We start from the raw sequence: 25,080 nt of genomic DNA, 5'->3' as shown, positions 1-25,080 counted from the left end.
GGTCGGCGCGTCATTCCCGCATCCGTGTGAACGATTGGCGGCCGGAATGTCGATGTCGGTCGCGCGCAGCCGGTATGCCCGATGCCGGTATGCCCCTTAATACACCCCCGCCGCCGCGGCAAATCGACATTACACTTGAGTTATCGGTCGTCCGTCCCTATCTGGAAGGATGACGCATCGAGCAAGGAGCGGTTTCATGACGACGAAGGTACTGCTGATTGGCGCGACCGGCCGAACGGGTCAGGCCTGCGCGGATCTGCTGCTCAAGCAGCCGGAGTTCGAGGTCACGGCGCTCGTGCGCCGCCACGGCTATGCGCTCGCAGGCGCACGGGTGGTCGAGGCCGACCTGACGAACGATTTCTCGCACGCATTCCAGGGCATCTCGCACGTGATCTACGCGGCCGGCTCGGCCGAATCGGAAGGCGCGGCCGAAGAGGAACAGGTCGACCGCGACGCGGTCGCCCGCGCGGCCGAATACGCGCTGGCTTACAACGCGCAGAAGCTGGTGGTGATCAGCTCGCTGTCCGCGTACCGGCCGGAGCTCGGCCCGGACGCGCTGCGCCACTATTCGCAGATGAAGCGCGAAGGCGACGATCGCGTGATCGCGTCGGGCGTCGACTACGCGATCCTGCGCCCCGGCCCGCTCACGGACGATCCGGGTGTCGGCAAGATCGCGCTCACCGACGCATGGTTCGATGGCGCCCCACCCGTATCGCGCCAGGATGTCGCCTGGGCCGCGATCGAGGCGATCAAGCTGGGCATCTCGCGCAAGATCGTCGGCTTCGTCGGCGGCAGCGTGCCGATCGAGCAGGCATTGCGCGCATAACAGCCTCTCACGCGCGGCGGCTGCGTCGCTCCGTACCGGCGGCCCGCACGACGGGCCGCTTTGCCGTGCGGGTCGCCCGCTTACTGCTTCGGATGCGCGTCCGCCCACGCCTTCACGGCGGCGAGCGTATTCTCGACGTGCTTGTCCGGCGACAGGCTCGTGTATTCGTAGAGCACCTTCCCTTCCGGCGAAATCACGTAGGACACGCGGTTCGCCTTGTCGATCGCCGGCAGCTTCGCGTCATATTCCCGGATGATCTTCGCGTCCGGATCGGCCGCGACCGGGAACTTGCTCCGGCACTCGCTCACCGAGAACTTCGTCAGCGTGTCGATCTTGTCAGCCGAGACGCCAATCACCGTCGCACCGTAAGCCTTGTAACGGTCGACCGCGTCCGCGAACGCATGCGCCTCGATCGTGCAGCCCTTCGTGAACGCGGCCGGATAGAAATACAGCACGACCGGCCCCTGCTTCAGCGCGTCCGCGAGCGAGTACGTGTAAGTCTTGCCGCCCAGCGACGCCTGCGTCGTGAAATCGGGCGCCGCGGCACCCGGCTTCAATTCCGCCTGCGCCATCAGCGCATGGCCGGCCACCAGCGCCGCCACGGCGGCGCCCAGCAACAGTTTTCGCTTCATCTGCGTCCTCATTTCTTATAAAGTCAGCCTCGATGCAGGCCCCGCCGGCGTTCGCCTGTCGAACACCCACGAGGCCGATCCGGCCCAGCGGCAACGCCACCGCGGCCGGTCCGTTAAAGATTCCGCACAGTCTGCCGTTATTCCTTCCGGACAACCGGTTCCAGCCCTTCACGTCAGCGAGAAACATGGAAGCCAACAGGAAACAGACGTCACGCAAGGGCTCCTGGCGCAGCGCCTTGCATACGCTGCGCCGCTTCGCCTGGTCGGGCGGCGCGCTGATGCCCGCGCGCGCCGGTGCGCCGCGACGCGACGACTCCGTGCGCAACTGGCTGGAACAGACGGTCGGCACGGTGGATTTCCTCGCCCATGTCGACCGCGAGCTGCGCTTTCTGTACGTGTCCGACGCGAGCCTGCGCTTCATCGGCTACCACCGCGACTACCTGCACACGCTGACGCTGCGCGACCTGATCGCCGAACAGGATACCGCGGCGCTCGAAGGCCTGCTTGCACGCGCCGCGCGTTCGGGCCAGGTCGAGAAGGCGACGATGTGCATCGTCAAGTCGCTCACCTACCCGCTGGACGTCGAGATCCGCGCGTTCAAGAGCCGCCATCACGGGGTCGACGGGTTCGCGATCGCGGCGTTCGACGTGTCGTCGTGGCGCGCGCTCGAGGCGCGCCTGACTTACGAGATGCACCACGACCCGATGACGGGGCTCGGCAACCTGTCCGCGCTCGTGCCCGCGCTGATGCGCGCGCAGCAGGCCGCCGACGGTGACGGCTCGTGCGCGGCGCTGCTGCTGCTCGACCTCGACGACTACCAGCGGATCAACCGCGCGCTCGGCTACGACGCGGGCGACACGCTGCTGCGCGAGACCGCGCAGCGGCTGAAGGCGCTCGTCACGCCGAACGAGCAGCTCGCGCGCGTTGCGAGCGACAAGTTCGCGGTCGTGCTCGGCGCACCGGACCGCACGCAGGCGAGCAACGCGGCGGACGCACTCGCCCGCCGGCTGCAGGCCGCGGTGCGCGAGCCCTACGTGTACCAGGGGCAGACCGTGCACCTGTCCGCGAGCATCGGCATCGCGCTTTACCCCGACGAGCGCTCGGCGCCGCACCGCGCGCAGCACCACAGCCCGCTGCTGCGCCGCGCCGACCACGCGCTCGCGCAGGCGAAGGCGTCGGGCGGCAATGCGCTCGCGTTCCACGCCCCCGTCGACGATCCGGCCGACGCCGAACGGCTGAAGCTCGAGGCCGACCTGTACGACGGCGTGCGCAACGGCGAGTTTTCGCTCCATTTCCAGCCGATCACGCGCAGCCAGTCGGGCGCGGTGGTCGGGGTCGAGGCGCTGATCCGCTGGCGCCATCCGGTGCACGGCCTCGTGCCGCCGGCGACCTTCATTCCGCTCGCCGAATCGATCGGCCTGATCAACTATCTCGGCAACTGGGTGCTCAAGGCCGCGTGCATGCAGCTCGTCGCCTGGGACCGCCAGGGGCTTGCGCTGCAGTACGTGGCGGTCAACGTGTCGCCGCAGCAGTTCCGTGACCCGCGCTTCACGCAGAGCGTGCGCGAGGCGATCGCGCTGACGGGCATCGATCCGCGCCGCATCGTGCTCGAAATCACCGAAAGCCTGCTGATGCACGATCCCGCGCAGGCGAAGGGGCTGCTCGAGGAGCTGACCGATCTCGGCATCCGCTTCGCGATCGACGATTTCGGCACCGGCTATTCGAGCCTCGCGTACCTGCAGCGCTTCCCGCTCGCGAAGCTGAAGATCGACCGCAGTTTCGTCGAGAACCTGCTGACCTCGCGCAATGACCGCGCGATCGTGTCGGCGGTGGTCGGCCTCGCGCAGACGCTCGATCTCGAACTCGTCGCCGAAGGCGTCGAGACCGAGGCGCAGCGCGAATTGCTGACGGAGATGGGCTGCAACCATATCCAGGGCTGGCTCGTCTGCCAGGCGCTGCCGTCCGAGGAGCTCGCGCGGCGCTTCGAGGCGCAGCAGTTGCACCTGCACGCCGCTGCCTGACGCGCGCGGCGAACCGGACAGATCCGTATGTCAATCACCGAACACCTGCCCCGCACCGCATTGCTCGACAAGCTGTGGGCCCGGATGAACGAACGGGGCGATTTCCCGCTGCTGTCGGAATCGCTGCGTGCGACGATGGCCGCGATGAAGAACGACGACCTCGACTTCACCGCACTCGTGCGCGTCGTGCTGTCGGACTTCGCGCTCACGCAGAAAGTGCTGCGGCTCGCGAACTCCGCGATGTACATGGCGTTCGGCGGCAACATCACGACCGTGACCCGCGCCCTGATGGTGCTCGGCATGGACGCCGTCGGCCACCTGGTCGTCGGGCTCAAGCTCGTCGACCATTTCCACCACAGCACACCGCGGCGCATCGACGCGAAGCTCGAGCTGAACCGCGCGCTGCTGTCCGGCTGCGTCGCGCGCAAGCTCACCGAGCGCGCCGAGCTGCGCTCGGGCGAGGAAGCCGTCGTCTGCACGCTGATGCGCCAGGTCGGCAAGCTGCTCGTGGTTTGCTACCTCGACAGCGAATGGGACCGGATCCGCCGCCGCGCGGCCGAGCTGAACGGCGACGAAGCGGCCGCCTGCATCGATGTGCTCGGCGTCGGCTTCGACGAGATCGGGCTCGAGGCGGCCGCGCGCTGGCGCTTGCCCGACGTGATCCGCGCGGGGATGGCCGATCACGACCATGTGGTCCATGCCGATGCGTTCGGCAACGACGATGACGACCACGATGCGGGCCGTGCGACCGATGACGGCCCGGCCGACCGCGTCCGCTGGCTGCGCGCGATCAGCCGCTGCTCGACCGACGTCGCGGGTGCGCTGGTGATGCCCGCGAGCCCGCAGCGCGACGCGCGTATCGCGGCGCTCGCGCAGCACTACGGCGCGGAACTCGACATGGAATCCGACGCGCTCGTCGAGATCGCCGAGCGGCTCGCACGCGAGGAAGCGAGCGACACCGTGATGCGCGAGATCGTCGAGCTGCGCGCGAACGCCGATGCGATCGCGCGCGCCCAGGCCGCGCCCGAGGCGTGCCTCGAAGCCGGCCTCGCGGACCTGCGTGCGCTGCCGTCCGAGCACGTGCTGACGCCGGTGCTCGCGCTGGCGTCGGAAAGCTTGCTGGCCGGCCTCGCGTTCACGCGCACCGTGATGTTCGTGCGCCACGACGACGGCATGTTCGCCGCGCGCCTCGGCTTCGGCCCCGGCGTCGACACGACGCTCGACCGGCTGCGCTTCGACGAGCGCTTCGAGCCGGACGTGTTCCATCTCGCGATCTCGAACTCGGTCGGCATCTTCATCGAGCAGGCGCAGGAGCCGAAGATGCTCAAGCGGCTGCCCGCGTGGTATCTCGACGCCTTCGACGACACGCGCGCGTTCGTGCTGCTGCCGGTGCGCGTCGGCACGACGACCGTCGCGCTGCTGTACGGCGACTGGGCCGGCGCGCAGCCCGCGCGCAAGATCACGCAGCAGGAGATGGCTGTGCTCAACGAGCTGGCGCGCGAACTGGGCCGGTTCTTTCCGGCCTGACGCCGCCGCCGGCCGCTGCTGCGCGGTTTCCCGTCCGCGGTTTCCCGCCAATTTCCGCCCCAAAAAAACAAACCGGCCGCATCAGCGGCCGGTTTGCTTGCATCGTGCGATCGAACGCCGCGCTTACTTGAGCGTCACGGGCACGCTGAAGTACTTCTTCGCGAGGTTGTCGATCGTGCCGTCGGCCTTCAGTTCCTTCAGCGCCTGATCGAGCGCGGTCTTCAACGCCGCGTCGTTCTTGCGCAGGCCGAAGCCGACGCCCGAGCCGAGGATCTCGGCGTCGCTTACGGTACCGCCCGCGAACGCGAAGCCCTGGCCTTGCGGCTTCGTCAGGAAGCCCTTCGAACCGGCTTCCGCGTCCTGGAACGTCGCGTCGAGACGGCCCGACTTCAGGTCGGCGTAGGCCAGGTCCTGCGTCTGGTACGGCACGACTTCGACGCCGGCCGGCGCCCACTTCTTCTTCGCGTACGCTTCCTGGATCGTGCCTTGCAGCACGCCCACGCGCTTGCCCTTCAGCGATTGCGGGGTCGGCAGCAGGCCGCTGCCCTGCTTCGCGATCAGCTGGTTCGGGATCGTGTAGATCGCATCGGTGAACGCGATCGCGTGCTTGCGCTGGTCGGTGATCGTCATGTCCGAGTTGATCGCGTCGAACTTGCGGGCCTGCAGCGCCGGGATCAGGCCGTCGAAGTCGTTCTCGACCCACACGCACTTCGTCTTCAGCTTCGCGCACACCGCGTTGCCGATATCGATGTCGAAGCCGGTCAGCTTGCCGTCGGGCGTCTTGTATTCGAACGGCGCGTACGAGGCTTCGACGCCGAAACGGATCTCTTTCAGATCCGCTGCCATCGCGCTGCCTGCCGCCACGGCCGATGCCGCCACCACCGCATGCGCGGCCACTTTACGCCAATCCAACTTCATCAGGTGTTCTCCTCGATACTCGAATGTTCCGGAACTACGGGCGCATGCATCATTGCAGGGTCGGATGACCACCGCAATGCTGCCGCCGCGCCGTGATGCGGCGCAACAGCCGCAAGGCCGCGATTGTACCAATCCGCGCGGCCCGATATGGCAAAGCAGCCGCCGGCACGTGATGCTGCGCTGCGGGCGCCGACGTCAACGGGGCGACCCGTCGAACTTGCAAGACGATGTCGCAAATACGCAAGCGCGACCCGCGGGCCTTCCGCGTGGCGGGTGGGCGATATCTCGAATTAGGAATGGCGGCCACGCGCAACCGGCCACCGTCAGACGAGCGCGGCGACCGTCTCGCGGGTCGTATCGACGACGAGCAGGCCCGCACGCAAACCCGGCTTCACCGACGGATTCGGGAACACGATGCGCTCCTCGTCGTGCGTCACCGTGTAGCGGTAATCGCCGTCCCGCGCTAGCACCGTGCCGCGTGCGAACGCGGTGAAGTTCGCGACGTCGGCCGCGACGAACAACTCGAGCGCATCGCTCTGCTTCGTGATCTGGTCGATCACCGTGAAGACGCGCGGCAACGGCGCGTCGGCCTCGCAAGCGGCGCCCGACACGAGCTTGCGCACCGCGCGGTCGGTCGGCGCAAAGCGCGCCAGGTCGTTCTGGCCGAACGGGCGCACCTTGCCGAGTTCCAGCGTGCACGCAAGCGCACCGCAATGCTCGGCCGTGAAATGCGAGTACGTGTTGCCCTTCGCGGTATGCAGCAGCACGGCCGCGATGCGCGCGTCGCCGAGCCATTCGAACATCGTGCGCGTCGGCGGCATGCCCGTGTGCGGCAGCAGCGCGAACTGCTCGAACACCGATGCGCGGATCGCCGTATGCATGTCGATGTGCCAGCGCGCGGCGCCGGCCGGCGCGGCCGCGAAGAACGCGGCGGCGGCGGCTTCGAGCTGCACGGCGCGCGGCGCTTCGCGGCTGTCGGGCACCTGCGCGTGACGGCCGCTGAACAGGCGGTTCAGGTCGTCGTCGAGATAGCGTTCGCCGGCACGCATCGCCGGCACGTTGCCGAGCACGACGAGCAACCGGCACGCGAGCGGCAGCGCGCCCGATGCGAGATCGCGCACGAGCATCGACAGCAGCTCGATCGGCGCCGTCTCGTCACCGTGCACGCCGGCCGACACGAGCACGCTCGCGCGCGCCGGGCCGGCGGCCTCGGCCGCCACCGGTTCGAGCGCGAGCAGCCCGTCGCCGCGCCATTGCCAGCGCACGGCGCCGGCGGCGCAGGTACCGTCCGTCGCGGACGGTGCGCTGCCGGCCAGCGTGAACGCGAGGAAGTCGTCGAGCAACGCGTCGGCCATGCGGGAATCAGCGCTGGAAGTCATACAGCGAACCGACGCGCAGGATCTGCGTGAGCTCGTCGAGCGCGGTGCGCGATTCGTCGAGCAGCGCCGGATCGGCGAGGTCTTCCGGTGCGAGGCGGTCGCGATAGTGCCGGTCGATCCACGTGTCGAGCGACGCGAACAGCGTGTCGTTGATCCACACGTTCGACGTGACGGCCGCGCGCTCCGCTTCGTTCAGCACGACGCGCAGGCGCAGGCACGCAGGGCCGCCGCCGTTCTTCATGCTTTCGCGCAGGTCGAACACGAGCACGTCGTGGATCGGGCCGTTGCCGGCCGCGAGTTCGTCGAGATAGGCCGCGACGTTGCCGTTCTCGCGGCATTCCTGCGGCACGACGAGCACCTGCGAGCCGTCCGCGCGCGACAGCAGCTGGCTGTTGAACAGGTACGACGTCACCGCGTCGTTCACGCTCACGGCGGCCTCGGGCACCTCGATCACGTTCAGGCGCGCACCGCGTGCGTCGAGCGCGGCGGTCAGCGTGTCGTAGATCGCCTGCTTGTTGACGAACGCGCGCTCGTGCGTGAACAGCGTGTCGCGGTTGCCGACCGAGATCACGTCGTTGTGGAACACGCCCGCGTCGATCACGTCCGGATCCTGCTGCGCATAGACCGTCGCTTCTTCCGCGAGCCCGTGGCGATGCGCGACCGCGCGGCTCGCCTCGAAGGTCTGGCGCGCCGGGAAGCGCTTCGGCTCCGGCCCGCGGCGGTATTCCGCACGGCCGTACACGAAGAACTCGATGCCCGGCTTGCCGTATTCGGCGCAAAAGCGCGTGTGGTTCGCCGCGCCTTCGTCGCCGAGTGCCGGCGTGCCGGTCAGCGCTTCGTGCACCGCGAAATGCGCGGGATCGGCGAACAGCGTCGACAGCGTGCGGCGCGTCGCTTCGTGCTCGATCGCGCGATGCAGCTTGCTGCACAGGTTCGCCGGCGTGAAGTGCACGCGGCCGTCGCTCGTGTCGGCCGACGGGCTGACGGTGGCCGCGTTCGCGGTCCACATCGCCGATGCCGAGCTCGCCGCGGCGAGCAGTTCGGGCGCCTGCTTCGCGGCCTTCGCGATCACGTCCGCGTCCTTGCCGGAGAAGCCGAGCTCGCGCAGCAGGCGCAGCGACGGCCGCTCCTGCGGCGGCAGCACGCCTTGCGCGAAGCCGAGATCCGCGAGCTGCTTCATCTTGCGCAGCCCCTGCTTCGCGGCGGCCTTCGGGTTCGCGGCCGACTTTTCGTTGTTGAGCGACGCCACGTTGCCGAACGACAGCCCGGCGTAGTTGTGGGTCGGGCCGACGAGCCCGTCGAAATTGGCTTCTTGTGCGTTCATCGTCGTTCCCTCGATCAGAAATGCAGGCCCGGCGACAGGCTCGCGGGCAAGGTCAGTTGCGTGCTTTCCACCGACGCCATCGGATACGCGCAATAGTCGGCCGCGTAGTACGCGCTCGGGCGATGGTTGCCCGAGCGGCCGGTGCCGCCGAACGGCGCGGCGGACGACGCGCCGTTGGTCGGCCGGTTCCAGTTGACGATCCCGGCGCGAATCGTGCGGCGGAAGTGTTCCCATGCGTTCGCGTCGTCGGCCAGCAGGCCGGCGGACAGGCCGAACGCCGTGTCGTTCGCGCGCTCGATCGCTTCGTCGAACGTCGCATAGCGGACGATCTGCGCGAGCGGGCCGAAGTGCTCTTCGTCCGGCAGGTTCGCGACGCCCGTCACGTCGACGATCGCCGCGTTCACGAAGCCGAGGCGCGGATCGCGCTGCGTCATCGCGATGATCGGCTTCGCGCCCTGCTCGATCAGGCGCGACTGCGCGTCGACGAGCTTCGCCGCGGCACGCGCCGAGATCACCGCGCCCATGAACGGCTGCGGATCGGCGTCGAACACGTCGGCCGTGATCTTCGACGTGACGTCGGCGAAGCGCGCGAGGAAGCGGTCGCCGAACGTGCCCTGCGGCACGAAGATGCGGCGCGCGCACGTGCAGCGCTGGCCGGCCGACAGGAACGCCGACTGGATCGTGTGATGGACCGCCGCGTCGATATCCTCGACTTCGCCGATCACGAGCGGGTTGTTGCCGCCCATCTCGAGCGCGAGCACGATTTCCGGACGGCCGCCGAACTGCTTGTGCAGCAGCGTGCCGGTATCCGAGCTGCCGGTGAAGAACAGCCCGTCGATCTGCCGATGGTTCGCGAGCGCGATGCCCGTGTCCTTCTCGCCCTGCACGAGGTTCAGCACGCCGTCCGGCAGCCCCGCTTCCTTCCACACTTCGACCGTCGCACGCGCGACGCCCGGTGCGAGCTCCGACGGCTTGAACACGACCGCATTGCCGGCGATCAGCGCGGGCACGATATGGCCGTTCGGCAAGTGGCCGGGGAAGTTGTACGGGCCGAACACCGCGACCACGCCATGCGGGCGATGACGCAGCACCGCGACGCCGTCGGCCATGTCCTGGCGTTTCTCGCCGGTGCGTTCCTGGTAAGCCTGGATCGAGATGCCGACCTTCGCGGCCATCGACGCGACTTCCGTGCGCGCTTCCCACAGCGGCTTGCCCGTCTCGCGGCCGATCGCGGTCGCGATCGCTTCCTTGCGTTCGGTGAGCAACGCGGCGAAACGCTTGACGATCGCGCAGCGCGATTCGAAGTCGAGCGCCGACCAGCCGGCGAATGCGCGGCGCGCGCTGGCGACCGCACGATCGACGTCGGCCGCCGACGCGCTTTCACCCTGCCATGCGATCTCGTCGGTGCCGGGGTTGCGCGAAGCGAACACGGGGCCCGAGCCTGCGACCCAGGCGCCGTCGATGAAGAGTTCCGTCATGATTCGTTTATCCCTGTTTGACTTTGAGCGGCAGCACGCGCACCGGATCGCCGGCCTTCACGTCGAGCGCGACGGCGTCGTCGGCCGACAGCACGAACGCGCCGTTCGCGACCACGCCCGGCGCGACACCGACGCGGAAATCGGTGAGCGACGTGTTCGACACGAGCGACTTCGGCGGATGGCCGCCCCGCGCATCATCCCGCGCATCCGGCACACCGATCGCGACCGGCACGACGACGCTCTCGCGCACCGTGCGCAGGTCGTTGACGTGGCATTCGAGCACGGGGCCCGCGTCGAAGATGTCGACGTGATTCTGGTAACGCAACCCTTCCGCCTCGAGCATCTTGCGGGCCGGCAGCGTGTCGCGGTGCGTGAGGCCGACCGCGTCCTGCGCGTCCTGCGGCAGCAGGTCGACGTACACCGGATAGCGCGGCATCAGCTCCGCGAGGAACGACTTGCGGCCGTGCGAGCTCAGATAGTCGGCCGCGTTGAAATCGATCTGGTAGAAGTGCGAACCGACTGCGCGCCAGAACGGCGACGTGCCGTCCTCGTCGAAGTGGCCGCGCAGTTCCGCGCAGATGCGTTCCGGGAAGCGCTCGCGGAACTGCGCGATGAACATGAAGCGCGAGCGCGACAGCAGGCCGCCCACGCCGCCCGTGCGATAGCGCGGGCTCAGGAACAGCGAGCACACTTCCGCGTAACCGGTCAGGTCGTGCGAGATGTTCAGCGCGGACATCCGCGTCCACACGCCGAGCTCCTGGCTCGCGTGCACGACCGTGCTCACGCGGTAGTTGTAGAACGGCTGTTCGAGGCCGACCTGCGTCTCGATCCCGCACACGCCCGCGATGTCGCCCGTCTTCGATTCTTCCATCACGAAGAAGTAGCCGGCCTCGCCGGCCGCCGCCTCGCCCGCGAGCGTGCGGCGCGTGCGCTCGATGCGCGCGGCGAGCGCGTCGCGGTCGGGCTTGAACGTGGTCAGGCCCGGCCCGGTTTCCTTCGCGAGCGACACGAGTGCGTCGACGTCGCCCGTTTGTACGACCCGAACGACGATCATGCTGCGTCTCCCTTCAAATCTTCATCGTCGCGGCGGTGCAGCGGCACGCAGCGCACGACATCGCCATCCTTCACATCGAGCACCGCGCGCACGTCGCCGGCCAGCGGTGCATCGCCCGCATCGCCCGGCAGGTCGGCCAGCACGCAGCGGAACGATTCGCCGCTGCCCGTCGACACCATGTACGCCACATCGCCCTGCTGGTGCGCGGCCTCGCGCACGATGCGCTCGGCGCCCTGCTTCACGCACGCGGTGCGGTCAACCTGCGCGGTCAGCACCGGGCCCGCGTCGAAGATGTCGACGAAGCGGTCGGGCTCGAAGCCTTCCTCGAGATGGATGTCGTAGGCGAGCAGCGCCGATTCGTTCGGCTCGCCGAGCACGCGCTGCGCGGCTTCCGGCAGCAGCGGCACGTAGAGCGGATACGCCGGCATCACTTCCGCGATGAAGGTCCGGCTGCGGCCGCCCGACGCGATGTCGACGTCGGTGAAGTCGCGGCCGAAGAACTTGCGGCCCACCGCTTCCCAGAACGGCGATGCGCCGTTGCCGTCGCTCACGCCGAGCAGCAGCGTGAACACTTCCGGCGTGAAGCGGCGGCGGTTCGCGGCGATGTACATCATCCGCGCACGCGAGATCAGGTGCGCGGCCGCGTCGCCGCGCAGCGACGGATCGACGTAGAAGCCCGCCAGCCGGCTCTTGCCGGTCAGCTCGTGCGACATCGTGAGCGCGTGGATCTTGCGGTTCACGTGCAGCTCGCGCGACGCGTGGATCAATGCGTCGTTGCGAAACGCATAGAACGGCTCCGAGTAGCCGGCCGCGGCCACGATGCTCGCCGTGCCGAGCAGCTTGCCCGTCGACGAATCTTCGAGCACGAAGAGGTAGAACTCCTCGCCGGCGAAGTCGACGTCCGCGCGAAACGAATCCTCGGAGAGCGCCACGCGCGCTTCGAGCGCCGCACGGTCGTGCGGCAGCGAGTGCAGGACCGGCTGCGCGGTGCGCGCCATGTGCGCGAGCGCATCGAGATCCGTGAGTTTGCCGGGGCGAACAAATAGCATCGTCGTTCCTGTCTGCGATGAGTGCGCCGATCAGCGCGCGGTGGCTTCCTGGGCGGCGAGCACTTGTTCGACTGCCTTCTCGAAGCGCTTCATGCCTTCGTCGAGCAGGTCGAACGGGATCACCAGCGACGGCACGAAGCGCAGCACGTTCGGGCCGGCGATCAGCATGATCAGGCCGTTTTCCGCGGCGGCGGTGACGAAGTCCTTCGCGCGGCCGTCGAATGCGGCGGTGAGTTCGGCGCCGACGAGCAGGCCCTTGCCGCGCACGTCCTTGAAGATGCCGAAGCGCGCGTTGATGCGCTCGAGTGCGCCTTTCAGGCGCACGCTGCGTTCACGCACGCCTTCGAGCAGTGCCGGGTCGCCGATCAGTTCGACGACCTTGTCGGCGATCGCCGATGCGAGCGGGTTGCCGCCGTACGTCGTGCCGTGCACGCCGACCTTGAAGTGCGCGGCCAGTTCGTTCGTCGTCAGCATCGCGCCGATCGGGAAGCCGTTGCCGAGCGCCTTGGCGGTCGTCAGGATGTCCGGCGTGACGCCCGTATCCATGTAAGCGTAGAACTGGCCCGTGCGGCCGACGCCCGTTTGCACTTCGTCGAAAATCAGCAGCGCGCCGTGTGCGTCGCAGGCTTCGCGCAGTGCTTTCAGGAAGGCCGGATCGGCCGGGATCACGCCGCCTTCGCCCTGTACGGGCTCGACGATCACCGCGCAGGTTTGCGGGCCGATCGCGGCCTTGGCGGCTTCGATGTCGTTGAACGGCAGGTGCTTGATGCCTTCCGGCACCGGGCCGAAGCCTTCCGAGTATTTCGGCTGGCCGCCGACGCTGACCGTGAAGAACGTGCGGCCGTGGAACGACTGGACGAACGACACGATTTCATATTTGTCGGCGCCGTGGCGGTCGAATGCGACGCGGCGTGCGAGTTTCAGGGCGGCTTCGTTCGCTTCCGCGCCGGAGTTCGCGAAGAACGCGCGGTCGGCGAAGGTCAGCGATTCGAGGCGCTTCGCGAGGCGCAGCACCGGCTCGTTCGTGTAGCCGTTGCCGATGTGCCAGAGCTTGCGGCCTTGTTCGTCCAGGACTTTCAGCAGTTCCGGGTGGCCGTGGCCCAGCGACGTCACCGCGATGCCGCACGCGAAGTCGATGTACTCGCGGCCGGCCGTGTCCCACACGCGGGAGCCCTCTGCGCGATCCGGCACGAACGGCGCGGGGGAAAATACCGGCACCATCACTTCGTCGAATGTCTGGCGGGTCACGGTCGAGGTCGTCATGGTCGTTCCTTTCGGTTTCGTAAGAGGGTTCAACAGGATCAAGTTTAGGTAAGGGTGACGCAAGCGTCTTGCGGAATTGCGACGGGTTCTATCGGAAGCGGATAGTGCGGTTTGGTTTTGCCCTTCCGGGCGGGCGGGGGTTCGGTTTCGGTGGGCGTATTTTGAGGCTTTTTTGGCGGTTCGCTTGCGTTGGGCGTGAAGCACCTGTTGTCTTAGCGGTCTATTTGCGTCGCCCCTGCGCGGGGCGGCGGTTACTTTTCTTTGTCTTGCCAAAGAAAAGTAACCAAAAGAAAGGCGCTGTGAGAACGCAAGACCTCCCGGTGCCATGGCGCTCGGAGTGGACCGCGCCTAAGTGTCCGCGCCAGTCCAGAGCGCGGAGTGGTGCGAGCAATGGTTCTGACATCCTCCACTGCCCAACAGAGCGGTATACCGCCCGCTAGCTCCGTCCTCGCTTTGCTCGGCCGACAGGGACACCCCCGCCAGTAACGCTCCAGGTCAATCAGTTCCAGCAATCGCTGCGAGCACCCCGAATTCAGCGAATCAAGGCATGCCCTCATTCACCACGAAAAAGGGACGCAGCACGCACTTACGTGCTCACGCCGTTATCCAACATTCACCGATGGCAAGCAGTCCGATCGGGTACGAATGGTGTGAGAAAAGACGGTTGCGTGCTTTGCTGATGCAGCGCTGGCAGAAGCAAGTGAGCGCATGCAACGCGACGTGAAGTACCTTGCAGCCGAGCGTAGCGAGGATGGAGCTGGCGGGCGGTATACCGCTCTGTTGGGCAGTGGAGGATGTCAGAACCATTGCTCGCACCACTCCGTGTTCTGGACTGGCGCGGACACTTAGGCGCGGTCCACTCCGAGTGCCATGGCACCGGGAGGTCTTGCGTTTTCACAGCGCCTTTCTTTTGGTTACTTTTCTTTGGCAAGACAAAGAAAAGTAACCGCCGCCCCGCGCAGGGGCGACGCAAATAGACCGCTAAGACAACAGGTGCTTCACGCCCAACGCAAGCGAACCGCCAAAAAAAACAAAATCAATCCTTCCCCGCGCGCTCGACAAGCGCGCCCCCGCGAGGCTCTCCGCCGCCGCCGGTCTGCTTCTCGAGCCAGGCTCGCCGATCTTCCCGAGGCGTGACCCCAAACCTTTCGCGGTAAGCATTAGAAAAGTGCGCAGCAGAAGAAAACCCACAGGCGAGACTGACTTGAACAACCGACTTGCTAGTCCGCTGCAACTGGGTCCGAGCCTTGAGCAACCGAAGATTGAGGTAATACTTGGAGGGCATCGCCCCGAGATACTGCCGAAAGAGCCGTTCCAGTTGCCGGCGTGAAACGCCCACGAGCTCGGCGATTTCATCGGTGGTCAACGGATCCTCGACATTGGCTTCCATGAGCAGCAACGCATCATTCAACCGAGGATGCCGCTCGCCCGGCGCAGTCACGAAAGGAATCCGCTGCCGTTCCTCGCCGCTGCGCAAAGTCCCGGCGCCGAGCGCATCGGCGATCCTCTCAGCGAGATCCGGCCCATGTTCCCGGCCAATCATGGCCAGCATGAAATCAACGGTAGCCTGCCCCCCGGCACAGGTCGCCCGATCGCGATCGATCTCGAAGATCTGCTGCGTGACGATCGACCGCTCGAACTGTTCGGCGAACTGCTGATACGTCTCCCAGTTCACGCTCACGCGATACCCGGAAAGCTGCCCGGCCATCGCAAGCCACCAAACGCCATGATGAATCCCGGTGACAACGGGCGTGCGCTGCCCCACCCTCGCGAGACTCGCGAGAAACAACCGATAGTCGGCAAACTGCTGAAACCGCTCCGACACGACGATGACCCAGTCACACGCGATCGCATCGTTGAAAGCCGCATCGGCATGCCACTGCGCACCGCCGGCGAGCGGCACCGGCCGCCCGTCCCACGAACACACCTGCCAGCGATACAGCAGCCGCCCGTCGATCTCGTTCGCGAGGTTCAGCGCATCGACGATCGGACCCACGCCCGACATCGACACGGGCGGCAATGCAACGATCGCCACCTGCGTCGTGCGGGTGGCGCCTGCGGGACGAGACACCGGTACCACGTTGAAACCTGCCCTGTCGCGTTACTTGAGACTGCCCGACAGGAACTGCTTCAGCCGCTCGCTCTGCGGGCGGACCAGCACTTCCTTCGGATCGCCCTCTTCCTCGGTCCGCCCCTGATGCAGGAACATCACGTGGTTCGACACGTTGCGCGCAAAGCCCATCTCGTGCGTGACGACGATCATCGTGCGGCCTTCCTCGGCCAGCTTCTGCATCACCTTCAGCACTTCGCCCACCAGCTCCGGGTCGAGCGCCGACGTCGGTTCGTCGAACAGCATCACGTCCGGATGCATCGCGAGCGCCCGCGCAATCGCCACGCGCTGCTGCTGGCCACCCGACAGATGCGACGGATACTGCTTCTCGACGCGCGGCGGCAAGCCGACCTTCTCCAGGTACTCGCGGGCCCGCTCCTCGGCTTCCTTCTTCGAAATGCCGAGCACGTGCACCGGCGCTTCCATCACGTTCTCGAGCACGTTCATGTGCGCCCAGAGGTTGAAGTGCTGGAACACCATCGCGAGCTTGGTGCGGATGCGCTGCAGCTGCTTGTGATCGGCGACTTCGAGCGCGCCGGCGCGGTCGGTCTTCGTGCGCACGGCCTCGCCGTCGACGACGATCTGCCCCGCATTCGGCCGCTCGAGAAAATTGATGCAGCGCAGGAACGTGCTCTTGCCCGAGCCGCTCGCGCCGATGATGCTGATGACGTCGCCGGCCTTCGCGTTCAGCGACACGCCCTTGAGCACTTCGTTGTCACCGTAGCGCTTGTGAATGTCGACCGCGGCAAGCTTGGTGGAAGCGGCAGCGCTCGTTTGAGTGATCTCGGCCAACTGGCTCTCCTCGAAGTAATTCAATGACGGGCGGCCGCGAGATACGCAAGCCAGTGGCGCTCCGCGCGGCGAAACGCCGCGACGAGTGCGAACGATACCGCAAGATAGATCAGCGCGGCGATCCCGAACGACTGGAACGCCATGTAGGTCGCCGAATTCGCATCGCGCGCGACCTTGAGGATGTCCGGCACGGTCGCGGTGAACGCGACGGTCGTCGCGTGCAGCATCAGGATCACCTCGTTGCTGTACAGCGGCAGCGCGCGGCGCAGCGCCGACGGCAGGATCACGCGGCGGTACATCGTGAACGGCGACATCCCGTACGCCCGCGCCGCCTCCACTTCACCGTGCGGAATCGCACGGATCGCACCCGCGAAGATCTCCGTGGTGTACGCGCAGGTGTTCAGCGCGAACGCGAGAATCGCACAGTTGAAGCCGCTGCGGAAGAACGCGTCGAGCAGCGAGTGCGAACGCACGAACTCGAGGCTGTACATGCCCGTGTACAGCAGCAGCAACTGCACGTAGAGCGGCGTGCCGCGGAACACGTACGTGTAGAACCGCACCGGCGTCGACACCCACTTGTTCTTCGACACGCGTGCGACCGCGAGCGGCACCGCGCACACGAAGCCGAGCGAAATCGACGCAACGAGCAGCCACAGCGTCACCGCGAGGCCGGAGAGGCGCTGGCCGTCCCAGTAAAGGAACGCCTGGCCGAATTCCTGGAGAATTTCGATCATAGATCTGCGTGCCGCACGCCCATGGAATAACGCTTCTCGAGCTGGATCAGCACGAGGTTGGAAACGGTCGTGATCGCGAGATAGATCAGCGCCGCGACGAGGATGAAGAAGAACATGTTGAACGTGCTCTTGCCGGCGTCCTGCGCGGCCTTCACGACGTCCGCGAGGCCGATGATCGACACCAGCGCGGTGGCCTTCACGAGCACCTGCCAGTTGTTGCCGATGCCCGGCAGCGCAAAGCGCATCATCTGCGGAAACATGATCCGCGCGAACACGCGCGCGCCGCTCATCCCGTACGCCGCGCCGGCTTCGAGCTGGCCGCGCGGCACCGACAGGAACGCGCCGCGGAACGTCTCGGTGAAGTACGCGCCGTAGATGAAGCCGAGCGTCAGCACGCCGGCCACGAACGGGTCGATGTCGATCTGGTTCCAGCCGACGAAGTCGGTGAACTGGTTCAGCCAGATCTGGATGCTGTAGAACAACAGCAGCATCAGGACAAGATCGGGCACCGAGCGGATCAGCGTCGTATAGCCGGTCGCGATCGCTCGCAGCACCCGGTTGTGCGACAGCTTCGCCACCGCGCCGATCAGCCCCAGCGCCACCGCAGTGGCGAGCGACAGCACCGACAGCTCGATGGTCTGCACGGTGCCGGCCCAGAGGACGGGACCAAAGCCGTAAAGGAACACGCGCGTCTCCAGAGTTGGAATGGATGCCGACGCGTCTGCCTGTCCCGCGCCGGGCTGACGCGGATAGTCGCAAGCGAAATTGATTGCCTCAAATCACCTTGCACGTGATTGCTGCATCGCAACAATCCGTCCCGTCATTTGCAACCGCGGCCTACACCGCTGTTTCAAAAGGAAAAAAGCCGCTCCCTGACAACCGGATAACCGGCAGGGAAGCGGACTTTTTGCAATTTTCCGGTCGCTTTTTCGATATAGCGCCGAAGGGGGCTGCGGCTGCTCCTACCTCCCCTTCAGGATGTCGGAGCGCGAAGTCGTATAGACAAGCCCGTCCGGGCCGAAATGGACGTTGAAGAATGCGTCGGTGTTGACGCCGTCCTCGAGCCAGCGCCAGCTCCAGACGATCTCGGGCTTGAGCGGATATTGCGCGATGTCGCCGGGCTTGCCGAGCAGGCGCCGCACCTCGTCCTCGTTCATCCCGGGGCGCACCTTCGCGAAATTCTCGGCGGTCAGCACCTGCGTCGCGCCCGTATAGCGGCCGTTCGCATCGAGATCGACGAACCACGTCTGGTTGCCCATCGGGCCGCGCGGGTATTCGAGCCGCTTCGAGCCGTCGGTGAAGTCGCGTTCGGTCTCGGGCTTGCCCATCGTGCCGCGCACGTCGGCCTCGGTCGATTCGCCGACCTTCAGCCCCTTCAGCAGCAGCGGCGCGGGCTTGATCGCGTTGAAGAAATCCCTGATACGTTGCACGTCGAGATTGCCTTGCTTGTCGTCGCAGCCGGTCAGCGCCAGCGCGGCGGCCAGCATCGTCACGGGAAGCAGCCGGAAACGGAAATTCATCGGAAGAAATGCGCGTCGAGAAAACACGCGGCAAGGATACCCGCGCAACGCCAAAAGCGCGAGACGGGCGCGCGGCCCGTCTCGTATTCAGTGCATCGTTTCGGTTTCGGTTTCGGTCTCGGCCCGGGTCGTGCGGCTCGTCGCTTGCGGCGCGCGCGGCACGGCCGGCGGCACGCCGATACGGCGCCGCGTGCGCACGAGTTCGGCCAGTTGCCACGAACCGAGCGCCAGGCAGCCGAACAGCACCTCGCGGCCGCGCTTGACCAGCGCGAGCGACAGCGCCGTCTCGCGATCGACGCCGAACATCTGCGCGAGCAGCACGACGGTCGCCTCCTGCACACCAAGGCCGCCCGGCACCATGAACGCCGCATGGCGCACGGCCTGCGCCATCGCCTCGATGGCGATCGCGCCGCCGATCGACACCGGATGGCCGAGCAGCGCAAGCGCCCAGTAGATCTCGAGCGCGCCGAGCACGTAGCCGGCCAGCTGCCAGAAGAATGCGCTGAACAGCAGCCCCGTGCGCGACATCAGCCCGTCGATATCGGCGTCGAGACGCTTGCCGTCGACGCCCTGCAGCAGCCGGTGCGAATCGCCGAGCAGGCGGCCCGCGAAACGCTCGATCGCATGGAAGACGCCGCCACGGCGCATCAGCACGACGCCGAGCACCGGCAGCGGCAGCGTGAGCAGCAACGCGAGACCGATCGTGCCGCCGCCCATGCTGTTCGTCGTCGCGAGCAGCAGCACGAGGCCGAGCGCGGCGAACGCATACTGGACGACGATCGTCACGAGCAACTCGACGATCACCGATGCCGTCACGCGGCTCGCGTCGGGCACCTGCCAGCGCGCGAGGCGGATGCCGACGATCTCGCCGCCGATCCCGACCACCGGCAGCAGCCGGTTCACGGCCTCGCGCACGGTCGCAATCCACCAGAGGAAGGGCAGCGACGAGCGCTTGTCGAGCAGCAGGTGCCACGCGTAGGCGTCGAGCAGCAGCGGCAGCGCATGGAACGGCACGAGCCACAGCAACGCATAACCGGCGCGCGCGAGCATCTGCGATACGTCGCCGATGCCTTCGTGCAGCCCCAGCGCGAGCAGGATGCCGATGCCGAGCGGCCAGCCGAGCCATTTGATCCACTTGGTCATGACGGCTGCGCTCCCGGTGCGCGCGACGCCGGCGCGGCGCGCCGTGCGGCGGGCTGGCCGAACACGTCGGCAAAGCCGCCGGTCGCGACACCCGCCGCCTTCAGCGCGGCCGCGACGCGCGGCGACAGCAGCGCATCGAGTTCGTCCACCGGGCGGTAGCCGGCCATCGTCGGCGTGATCGGGCCGTCGCCGGCCTCGGCCGGATGGCAGTAGATCTCGCCGACGCCCGGCGGCAGCGTGGCGAGCGCATCGAGCAACACGGCCTCGTCCATCGCGCCCGTATGCTCGATGCCGACCACGTAGTCGTTGTGCGCAAGCCCCGCGCGGTCGAGCCGCGCGCGCACGAGCGCGATCCACGGCTTGAGCAGCGCGGGCGCGCTCGTCTCGTAGGGCAGCCGCACCGCGCGCAACCCGTAGTCGCGGCCGATCTCGATGATCAGCGACAGGACGGTCGGATGCAGGTGGAAATGCTTGTGCGCGTTCACGTGGTCGAGCGGCAGGCCGCTCGCCGCGAACGCGTCGAACTGCGCGCGAATCTCGCGGCGCAGCTGCGCTCGCACATGCGGGAGGAAGAAGAAGCGGCAGCCGTCCTTCGCCATCGCATCGCCGAACCGCCCGTCGGGGCCGACGAGCGCGGGAATCTCATGCGCGGGCAGCGTGGCCGGCCCATCCGCGAGCACCAGATGCAGGCCGACCGCGAGCGACGGCAGCCGCCGCGCGCGCTCGATCGCATCTTGCGCGGCGGGCGCGCCGACCATCAGGCTGGCGGCATTCAGCACGCCGTCGCGGTGCGCGCGCTCGACCGCCGCGTTGACACGCGGGTGCAGCCCGAAGTCGTCCGCGGTGAAGATCAGCGCCCGCGCCGCCGGCTGCGTCCCCATGCATCAGGCCTCGTGTGCGCGCAGGAAGCGGAAGAACTCGACCCCTTCGCGCAGGCGGCGCTTCATCATGTCCCAGCTCGTCAGCATCTCGCGGACGATCTCCCAGATCTTCGACGGACGGAAGTAGAACTGGCGATAGAACTGCTCGAGGTGGTGATAGATCTCGTCGCGCGACAGATGCGCATAGCCGATCGCCGCGAGCTGCACGCCTTCCTTGCTCACCAGGTTGATGGTCTTGTTCTCTTCCATCCAGCCGTTTTCCACGGCCTGCTTGTAGAGCGTCGTGCCCGGATACGGCGCGGCGAGCGAGACCTGGATCGTGTGCGGATTGATTTCCTTCGCGTACTCGATCGTCTTCTTGATGGTCTCCTGCGTCTCGCCCGGCAGGCCGAGGATGAAGGTGCCGTGGATCTTGATGCCGAGCTTCTTGCAGTCCGCGCTGAAGCGGCGCGCGAAATCGGTGCGCACGCCCTTCTTGATGTTCACGAGGATCTGGTCGTCGCCGGATTCGAAACCGACCAAAAGCAGGCGCAGGCCGTTTTCCTTCATGACCTTCAGCGTCTTGTACGGCACGTTCGCCTTCGCGTTGCACGACCACGTGATGCCGAGCTTGCCCAGGCCGATGGCGATGGCTTCCGCGCGCGGCAGGTCGTCGGTGAAGGTGTCGTCGTCGAACATCAGTTCCTTCACTTCCGGCATGTTGTCGCGGATCCACTTCGCTTCCGCGAGCACGTTCTCGACCGAGCGCGTGCGGTAGCGATGGCCGCTGACCGTCTGCGGCCACAGGCAGAAGGTGCAGCGCGACTTGCAGCCGCGGCCCGTGTAGATCGACACGTACGGATAGTTGAGGTAGCCGATGAAGTAGTTGTCGATCTTCAGGTCGCGCTTGTAGACGGGCGCGACGAACGGCAGTTCGTCCATGTTCTCGAGGATCGGACGCGCTTCGTTGTGCTCGATCGAGCCGTCCTTCGCGCGCCAGCTCAAGCCCTTGATCTCCGGGAACGGCTTGCCTTCGGCGATTTCCTTGCAGGTGTAGTCGAATTCCTCGCGGCACACGAAGTCGATGGCCTCGCTCGCCGTGAGCGAGTTGTGCGGATCGACCATCACCTTCGCGCCGACCATGCCGACCAGCATCGAGGGCTTCATCTTCTTCAGGTCCTGCGCGAACATCGCGTCGGTCGGGAACGACGGCGTGCTCGTGTGGATGATCACGAGGTCGTAGTCGTTGGCGATCTTCAGCGTTTCCTCGACCGACAGGCCGTCGGCCGGTGCGTCGACGACGCGGCTGCCCGGCACGAGCGCGGCCGGCTGCGCGAGCCACGTCGGATACCAGAAGGAACGGATTTCGCGCTTCGCCTGGTAGCGCGAACCGGCTCCGCCGTCGAAGCCGTCATACGAAGGGGCCTGCAAGAACAGCGTTTTCATGAATGCTCCGGTAGCCTGCATAGTTCGATTCGTCACAACGATTCAGTCAAAAAACCGCGGGCCGCCCTGCCGGCGCCCGCCTCTCTGTCATGTCGCGCCGCGCGGCCTCGCCGCGCAGCGCGTCTCGGCCCTCGGGCCGGGTACGGTCGGAACGGCCCTAGCGGCCGTCCACTGCTTCCACTGCCGCCGTCGCGCGTTCGCCGCCGACGACCGTCATCCTCGCGCCGCGCCACACCACGTGCGTGCCGAACGCGGCCGCGAGCCATTCGAGCGCGAGCAGCGTGTCGCGCACCGCGACGAGCGGCAGGTCGCGCCAGAACGCGCGCCAGCCGTCCTCGCCGCGCGCGTGCAGCACCAGCCGCCCGAACGCCCCCACCACGGCCGCCCAGCCCGCCAGCGCGCCGGCGAAGGTGCCGTCGAGGCGCAGCGCGAGCGCCGCGCCGATCGCGAGCCACGGCACGGTAAACGTAATGAACAGGAACGCGAAGCCGGCCGGGTTCAGCGAACGGATCGTGCGCAGCCAGCGGGTCTCGCGGTGCCACAGCGGCCCGAACGACGGCTCGATCACGTCGGTCGCGACCTCGACCTCCGACAGCACGGTGCGTCGCCCGAGGCGGCGCGGCAGCTCGGCCAGCCAGAAATCGTCGGCCAGTTCGTCCTTCAGCGCGGGAAAGCCGCCGATCCGGTCGAGCGTGTCGCGCGTCAGCGCGAGCGTCGCGCCGAAGCCGAAGCGGCTCGAGCGGCCGAGGTGCGTGATCCGCACCGACGGGGCGAACCATGCGTCGACGAATTGCGCGCCGATCCGCGTCCAGAACCCGCCGACGCTGCGCGCATGATACAGGCACGTGACGACACCGACCGACACATCGGCGAGCGGCGCCGTCACGCGCTCCAGATAGTCGGGCTTCACCGCGATGTCGCTGTCCGCGATCACGATGCGGCCGTACTTCGCGCGCTCGGCGAGGTTGATCAGGTTACTGACCTTCAGGTTCTTGCCATGCACGCGCGCGTCGATCACGAGCGTGATGTCGCACTCGGGATAATCGGCGCGCAGCCGTTCGACCACGGCAATCGCCGGATCGACCGCCGACGCGACGCCGAACAGCACTTCATACCGCGGATGGCGCTGCTCGCAGAACGTCGCGAGGTTTTCGTACAGGTGCGGCTCCGCGCCGCACAGCGGCTTGAGCACGCTGACCGGCTCGAAGCCGTCGCGCACGGCCGTGCGCGGCGTGCGCGGCCGCGGCGCGAACGCGGCGACGAGCGCATAGCCGGCCGCGGCCAGCGTGAAGACGATCAGGAGCCAGTCGAGCATCGTTGCGGTGGCCGTCTTGCGCGACGCCTCCCGGCGAACTGAACGCCATGGAGAACGCTTGCGCATGATTGAGCGTGATTCGGTATTCCGACAACGACGAACGCGGGCACGACCCGACTCCTTGTTCCAGCAGCGCCTGTATATAGGGGGAGGCTCGACCCATCCTTCGGATACGGCCATGCCCGGCTTCGCGTGGTGCATCTCCGCGCGACGCCCGGACGGGATGCGGGAAGATTCGTATGGCTACCTTCGGCACAACATGGGTAGGCGCCGGATTTTAGCAGCCTGCGGCACCCCGCGCTTGGCACTACGAGAAACGGACTGGTGCAATTCCGGCAAAGCTGTGCAGTCGGCGAACCATTTGGGCGCACCCGCGTTCACATTAGCGTAAGCGGTTTGCAGGCGTATTGCAGTCTTGAAAATCGTACGTTTCGTGCAAATTTGTACGTCGATGCGGATTCACGTCCAATCGACGTAAAGATCGGTAATTAATCGGCGATTAAACTGATTTTTGCAACGACCACCGAATTCGACCCTGCACCCCTGAAACGCGCATGGGTATCGGGCCGCCGCCAGCACGTTCCGGAACCCTTTGGCAAAATCGTTGGCATTTGTTGCGTCAGCGCATCACCGCGCGCGCCCCTTTCGAAGGCCATCCGATGACTCCGTTTTCCGTACTCGATCTCGCCCCCATTCCGGCCGGCGCCGACGCTTCCCAGGCATTCCGCAATACCGTCGATCTCGCGCAGCATGCGGAACGCTGGGGTTACCAGCGCTACTGGCTCGCCGAGCATCACAACATGCCCGGCATCGCGAGCGCGGCCACGGCCGTCGTGATCGGCCATGTCGCGGGCGCCACGCGGACGATCCGGGTCGGGTCGGGCGGCATCATGCTGCCGAACCATGCGCCGCTGGTGATCGCCGAGCAGTTTGGCACGCTCGCGTCGCTGTATCCGGGGCGCATCGACCTCGGCCTCGGCCGCGCGCCCGGCACCGACCAGACCACGTCGCGCGCGCTGCGCCGCGACCTGATCGGCAGTGCCGACTCGTTTCCGGATGATGTCGCCGAGCTGCAGCGCTACTTCGCGGAGCCGGTGCCCGGCCAGCGCGTGCGCGCGGTGCCCGGCGCAGGGCTCGACGTGCCCGTGTGGCTGCTCGGCTCGAGCCTGTTCAGCGCCCAGCTCGCCGCGATGCTCGGGCTGCCGTTCGCGTTCGCGTCGCACTTCGCGCCGGATTACCTGATGCGCGCGCTCGAGATCTATCGTGCGCAGTACCGGCCGTCGGCCGCATGGCCGAAGCCGCATGCGATGGTCGGCGTCAACGTGTTCGTCGCCGATACCGACGACGAGGCGCGGCGCCTGTTCACGTCGCTGCAGCAGCAGTTCATCAATCTGCGGCGCGGCACGCCGGGCAAGCTGCCGCCGCCGGTCGACGTGCTCGAGGCGAACGAGCTCGAACTCGCGACCGTTGCGCATTCGCTGTCGTTCGCGGCCGTCGGCTCGCGCGACACGGTGCGCGACAAGCTGCGCGACCGCATCGCGCAGACGGGAGCCGACGAGCTGATCGTCACCGCGCAGATCTACGATCACGCGGCACGGCTGCGCTCGTTCGAATTGACCGCGCAGATCCGCGACGAGCTCGCGGGCGAAGCGCGCTGACGGCGCACGCCCGGGCCGCCCGCGGCCGGCC

General features: G+C 67.0%; 21 protein-coding genes. 4 read left to right on the top strand and 17 right to left on the bottom strand.

Features of this window, described 5'->3' with window-relative positions; genetic code table 11:
* The first annotated feature begins 196 nt into the window (after nucleotides 1–196).
* On the top strand, nucleotides 197–826 hold the full coding sequence (locus tag CFB41_RS05865) for an NAD(P)H-binding protein (RefSeq protein ID WP_089439591.1): 630 nt from the start codon (nucleotides 197–199) through the stop codon (nucleotides 824–826).
* 80 nt (nucleotides 827–906) lie between these two features.
* Here CFB41_RS05865 and CFB41_RS05860 read toward each other — a convergent pair whose 3' ends face one another.
* A complete protein-coding gene (locus CFB41_RS05860; protein ID WP_069247531.1) occupies nucleotides 907–1,458 on the bottom strand; it encodes a peroxiredoxin in 552 nt (183 codons plus the stop codon).
* Between the two features lie 278 nt (nucleotides 1,459–1,736).
* On the opposite strand from CFB41_RS05860, the gene cdpA reads away from it, so the two are divergent.
* Nucleotides 1,737–3,479: a bifunctional diguanylate cyclase/phosphodiesterase gene (cdpA, locus tag CFB41_RS05855; RefSeq protein WP_218828635.1), complete on the top strand. Its 1,743-nt coding sequence runs from the start codon at nucleotides 1,737–1,739 to the stop codon at nucleotides 3,477–3,479.
* A 27-nt stretch (nucleotides 3,480–3,506) separates the two neighbouring features.
* Nucleotides 3,507–5,006, top strand: coding sequence for an HDOD domain-containing protein (locus CFB41_RS05850; RefSeq protein ID WP_089455871.1), 1,500 nt, complete (start codon nucleotides 3,507–3,509; stop codon nucleotides 5,004–5,006).
* 123 nt (nucleotides 5,007–5,129) lie between these two features.
* On the opposite strand, the gene CFB41_RS05845 is transcribed toward CFB41_RS05850, so the two are convergent.
* The 16 genes from CFB41_RS05845 to hpnI form a co-directional block, all read right to left on the bottom strand.
* Nucleotides 5,130–5,924: an ABC transporter substrate-binding protein gene (locus CFB41_RS05845; RefSeq protein WP_043182082.1), complete on the bottom strand. Its 795-nt coding sequence runs from the start codon at nucleotides 5,922–5,924 to the stop codon at nucleotides 5,130–5,132.
* Nucleotides 5,925–6,247: 323 nt separating this feature from the next.
* Nucleotides 6,248–7,303 (bottom strand): succinylglutamate desuccinylase, encoded by a 1,056-nt coding sequence (astE, locus tag CFB41_RS05835; protein ID WP_089455870.1) that lies wholly within the window; start codon nucleotides 7,301–7,303, stop codon nucleotides 6,248–6,250.
* Nucleotides 7,287–8,627, bottom strand: a complete 1,341-nt coding sequence (astB, locus tag CFB41_RS05830) for an N-succinylarginine dihydrolase (RefSeq protein ID WP_047850485.1) — start codon at nucleotides 8,625–8,627, stop codon at nucleotides 7,287–7,289. The genes astE and astB overlap by 17 nt, the downstream gene beginning before the upstream one ends.
* A gap of 14 nt (nucleotides 8,628–8,641) precedes the next feature.
* Nucleotides 8,642–10,105, bottom strand: coding sequence for a succinylglutamate-semialdehyde dehydrogenase (gene astD / locus CFB41_RS05825; protein ID WP_089455869.1), 1,464 nt, complete (start codon nucleotides 10,103–10,105; stop codon nucleotides 8,642–8,644).
* 7 nt (nucleotides 10,106–10,112) lie between these two features.
* Complete coding sequence (gene astA, locus CFB41_RS05820; protein ID WP_089455868.1) at nucleotides 10,113–11,159, bottom strand: arginine N-succinyltransferase; 1,047 nt, start codon at nucleotides 11,157–11,159, stop codon at nucleotides 10,113–10,115.
* Nucleotides 11,156–12,208 (bottom strand): arginine/ornithine succinyltransferase subunit alpha, encoded by a 1,053-nt coding sequence (gene aruF, locus CFB41_RS05815; RefSeq protein ID WP_039348251.1) that lies wholly within the window; start codon nucleotides 12,206–12,208, stop codon nucleotides 11,156–11,158. Before aruF ends, astA begins: the two co-directional genes overlap by 4 nt.
* 30 nt (nucleotides 12,209–12,238) lie before the next feature.
* Nucleotides 12,239–13,471, bottom strand: coding sequence for an aspartate aminotransferase family protein (locus CFB41_RS05810; protein ID WP_089445236.1), 1,233 nt, complete (start codon nucleotides 13,469–13,471; stop codon nucleotides 12,239–12,241).
* A gap of 1,036 nt (nucleotides 13,472–14,507) precedes the next feature.
* A complete protein-coding gene (locus CFB41_RS05795) occupies nucleotides 14,508–15,551 on the bottom strand; it encodes a GlxA family transcriptional regulator (protein ID WP_089455867.1) in 1,044 nt (347 codons plus the stop codon).
* 21 nt (nucleotides 15,552–15,572) lie between these two features.
* Nucleotides 15,573–16,373, bottom strand: coding sequence for an ABC transporter ATP-binding protein (locus tag CFB41_RS05790; protein WP_039348269.1), 801 nt, complete (start codon nucleotides 16,371–16,373; stop codon nucleotides 15,573–15,575).
* A gap of 20 nt (nucleotides 16,374–16,393) precedes the next feature.
* Entirely contained in the window at nucleotides 16,394–17,107 is a 714-nt protein-coding gene (locus tag CFB41_RS05785; protein ID WP_011351456.1) for an ABC transporter permease, read from the bottom strand.
* Entirely contained in the window at nucleotides 17,104–17,793 is a 690-nt protein-coding gene (locus CFB41_RS05780) for an ABC transporter permease (protein ID WP_089439580.1), read from the bottom strand. Before CFB41_RS05780 ends, CFB41_RS05785 begins: the two co-directional genes overlap by 4 nt.
* Nucleotides 17,794–18,069: 276 nt before the next feature.
* Nucleotides 18,070–18,627 carry a hypothetical protein gene (locus CFB41_RS05775; protein ID WP_011351454.1) on the bottom strand — a complete coding sequence of 186 codons (558 nt, stop codon included), beginning with the start codon at nucleotides 18,625–18,627 and terminating at the stop codon, nucleotides 18,070–18,072.
* An 87-nt stretch (nucleotides 18,628–18,714) separates the two neighbouring features.
* Nucleotides 18,715–19,770, bottom strand: a complete 1,056-nt coding sequence (locus tag CFB41_RS05770) for a lysylphosphatidylglycerol synthase domain-containing protein (RefSeq protein ID WP_089455866.1) — start codon at nucleotides 19,768–19,770, stop codon at nucleotides 18,715–18,717.
* Complete coding sequence (gene hpnK / locus CFB41_RS05765; protein WP_089455865.1) at nucleotides 19,767–20,651, bottom strand: hopanoid biosynthesis-associated protein HpnK; 885 nt, start codon at nucleotides 20,649–20,651, stop codon at nucleotides 19,767–19,769. Before hpnK ends, CFB41_RS05770 begins: the two co-directional genes overlap by 4 nt.
* Nucleotides 20,652–20,654: 3 nt before the next feature.
* Nucleotides 20,655–22,097 (bottom strand): hopanoid biosynthesis associated radical SAM protein HpnJ, encoded by a 1,443-nt coding sequence (hpnJ, locus tag CFB41_RS05760; protein ID WP_306426902.1) that lies wholly within the window; start codon nucleotides 22,095–22,097, stop codon nucleotides 20,655–20,657.
* A gap of 136 nt (nucleotides 22,098–22,233) precedes the next feature.
* Nucleotides 22,234–23,391 (bottom strand): bacteriohopanetetrol glucosamine biosynthesis glycosyltransferase HpnI, encoded by a 1,158-nt coding sequence (gene hpnI, locus CFB41_RS05755; RefSeq protein ID WP_089455864.1) that lies wholly within the window; start codon nucleotides 23,389–23,391, stop codon nucleotides 22,234–22,236.
* A 659-nt stretch (nucleotides 23,392–24,050) separates the two neighbouring features.
* On the opposite strand from hpnI, the gene CFB41_RS05750 reads away from it, so the two are divergent.
* Entirely contained in the window at nucleotides 24,051–25,049 is a 999-nt protein-coding gene (locus CFB41_RS05750) for an LLM class flavin-dependent oxidoreductase (protein ID WP_089456564.1), read from the top strand.
* Nucleotides 25,050–25,080: the final 31 nt, after the last annotated feature.

It is taken from the genome of Burkholderia sp. AU33803 (genome assembly GCF_002223095.1).
Classification (GTDB): Bacteria; Pseudomonadota; Gammaproteobacteria; order Burkholderiales; family Burkholderiaceae; genus Burkholderia.
The sequence above is the reverse complement of the archived record's forward strand: the minus strand, read 5'-3'. Positions and strand labels throughout refer to the sequence as shown.

Excerpts from the sequence above, each read along its gene's own strand:
- CFB41_RS05865 (WP_089439591.1), top strand. The coding sequence starts at position 197 with ATGACGACGAAGGTACTGCTGATTGGCGCGACCGGCCGAACGGGTCAG.
- CFB41_RS05860 (WP_069247531.1), bottom strand. The coding sequence starts at position 1,458 with ATGAAGCGAAAACTGTTGCTGGGCGCCGCCGTGGCGGCGCTGGTGGCC.
- cdpA (WP_218828635.1), top strand. The coding sequence starts at position 1,737 with ATGCCCGCGCGCGCCGGTGCGCCGCGACGCGACGACTCCGTGCGCAAC.
- CFB41_RS05850 (WP_089455871.1), top strand. The coding sequence starts at position 3,507 with ATGTCAATCACCGAACACCTGCCCCGCACCGCATTGCTCGACAAGCTG.
- CFB41_RS05845 (WP_043182082.1), bottom strand. The coding sequence starts at position 5,924 with ATGAAGTTGGATTGGCGTAAAGTGGCCGCGCATGCGGTGGTGGCGGCA.
- astE (WP_089455870.1), bottom strand. The coding sequence starts at position 7,303 with ATGACTTCCAGCGCTGATTCCCGCATGGCCGACGCGTTGCTCGACGAC.
- astB (WP_047850485.1), bottom strand. The coding sequence starts at position 8,627 with ATGAACGCACAAGAAGCCAATTTCGACGGGCTCGTCGGCCCGACCCAC.
- astD (WP_089455869.1), bottom strand. The coding sequence starts at position 10,105 with ATGACGGAACTCTTCATCGACGGCGCCTGGGTCGCAGGCTCGGGCCCC.
- astA (WP_089455868.1), bottom strand. The coding sequence starts at position 11,159 with ATGATCGTCGTTCGGGTCGTACAAACGGGCGACGTCGACGCACTCGTG.
- aruF (WP_039348251.1), bottom strand. The coding sequence starts at position 12,208 with ATGCTATTTGTTCGCCCCGGCAAACTCACGGATCTCGATGCGCTCGCG.
- CFB41_RS05810 (WP_089445236.1), bottom strand. The coding sequence starts at position 13,471 with ATGACGACCTCGACCGTGACCCGCCAGACATTCGACGAAGTGATGGTG.
- CFB41_RS05785 (WP_011351456.1), bottom strand. The coding sequence starts at position 17,107 with ATGATCGAAATTCTCCAGGAATTCGGCCAGGCGTTCCTTTACTGGGAC.
- CFB41_RS05775 (WP_011351454.1), bottom strand. The coding sequence starts at position 18,627 with ATGAATTTCCGTTTCCGGCTGCTTCCCGTGACGATGCTGGCCGCCGCG.
- CFB41_RS05770 (WP_089455866.1), bottom strand. The coding sequence starts at position 19,770 with ATGACCAAGTGGATCAAATGGCTCGGCTGGCCGCTCGGCATCGGCATC.
- hpnK (WP_089455865.1), bottom strand. The coding sequence starts at position 20,651 with ATGGGGACGCAGCCGGCGGCGCGGGCGCTGATCTTCACCGCGGACGAC.
- hpnJ (WP_306426902.1), bottom strand. The coding sequence starts at position 22,097 with ATGCAGGCTACCGGAGCATTCATGAAAACGCTGTTCTTGCAGGCCCCT.
- hpnI (WP_089455864.1), bottom strand. The coding sequence starts at position 23,391 with ATGCTCGACTGGCTCCTGATCGTCTTCACGCTGGCCGCGGCCGGCTAT.
- CFB41_RS05750 (WP_089456564.1), top strand. The coding sequence starts at position 24,051 with ATGACTCCGTTTTCCGTACTCGATCTCGCCCCCATTCCGGCCGGCGCC.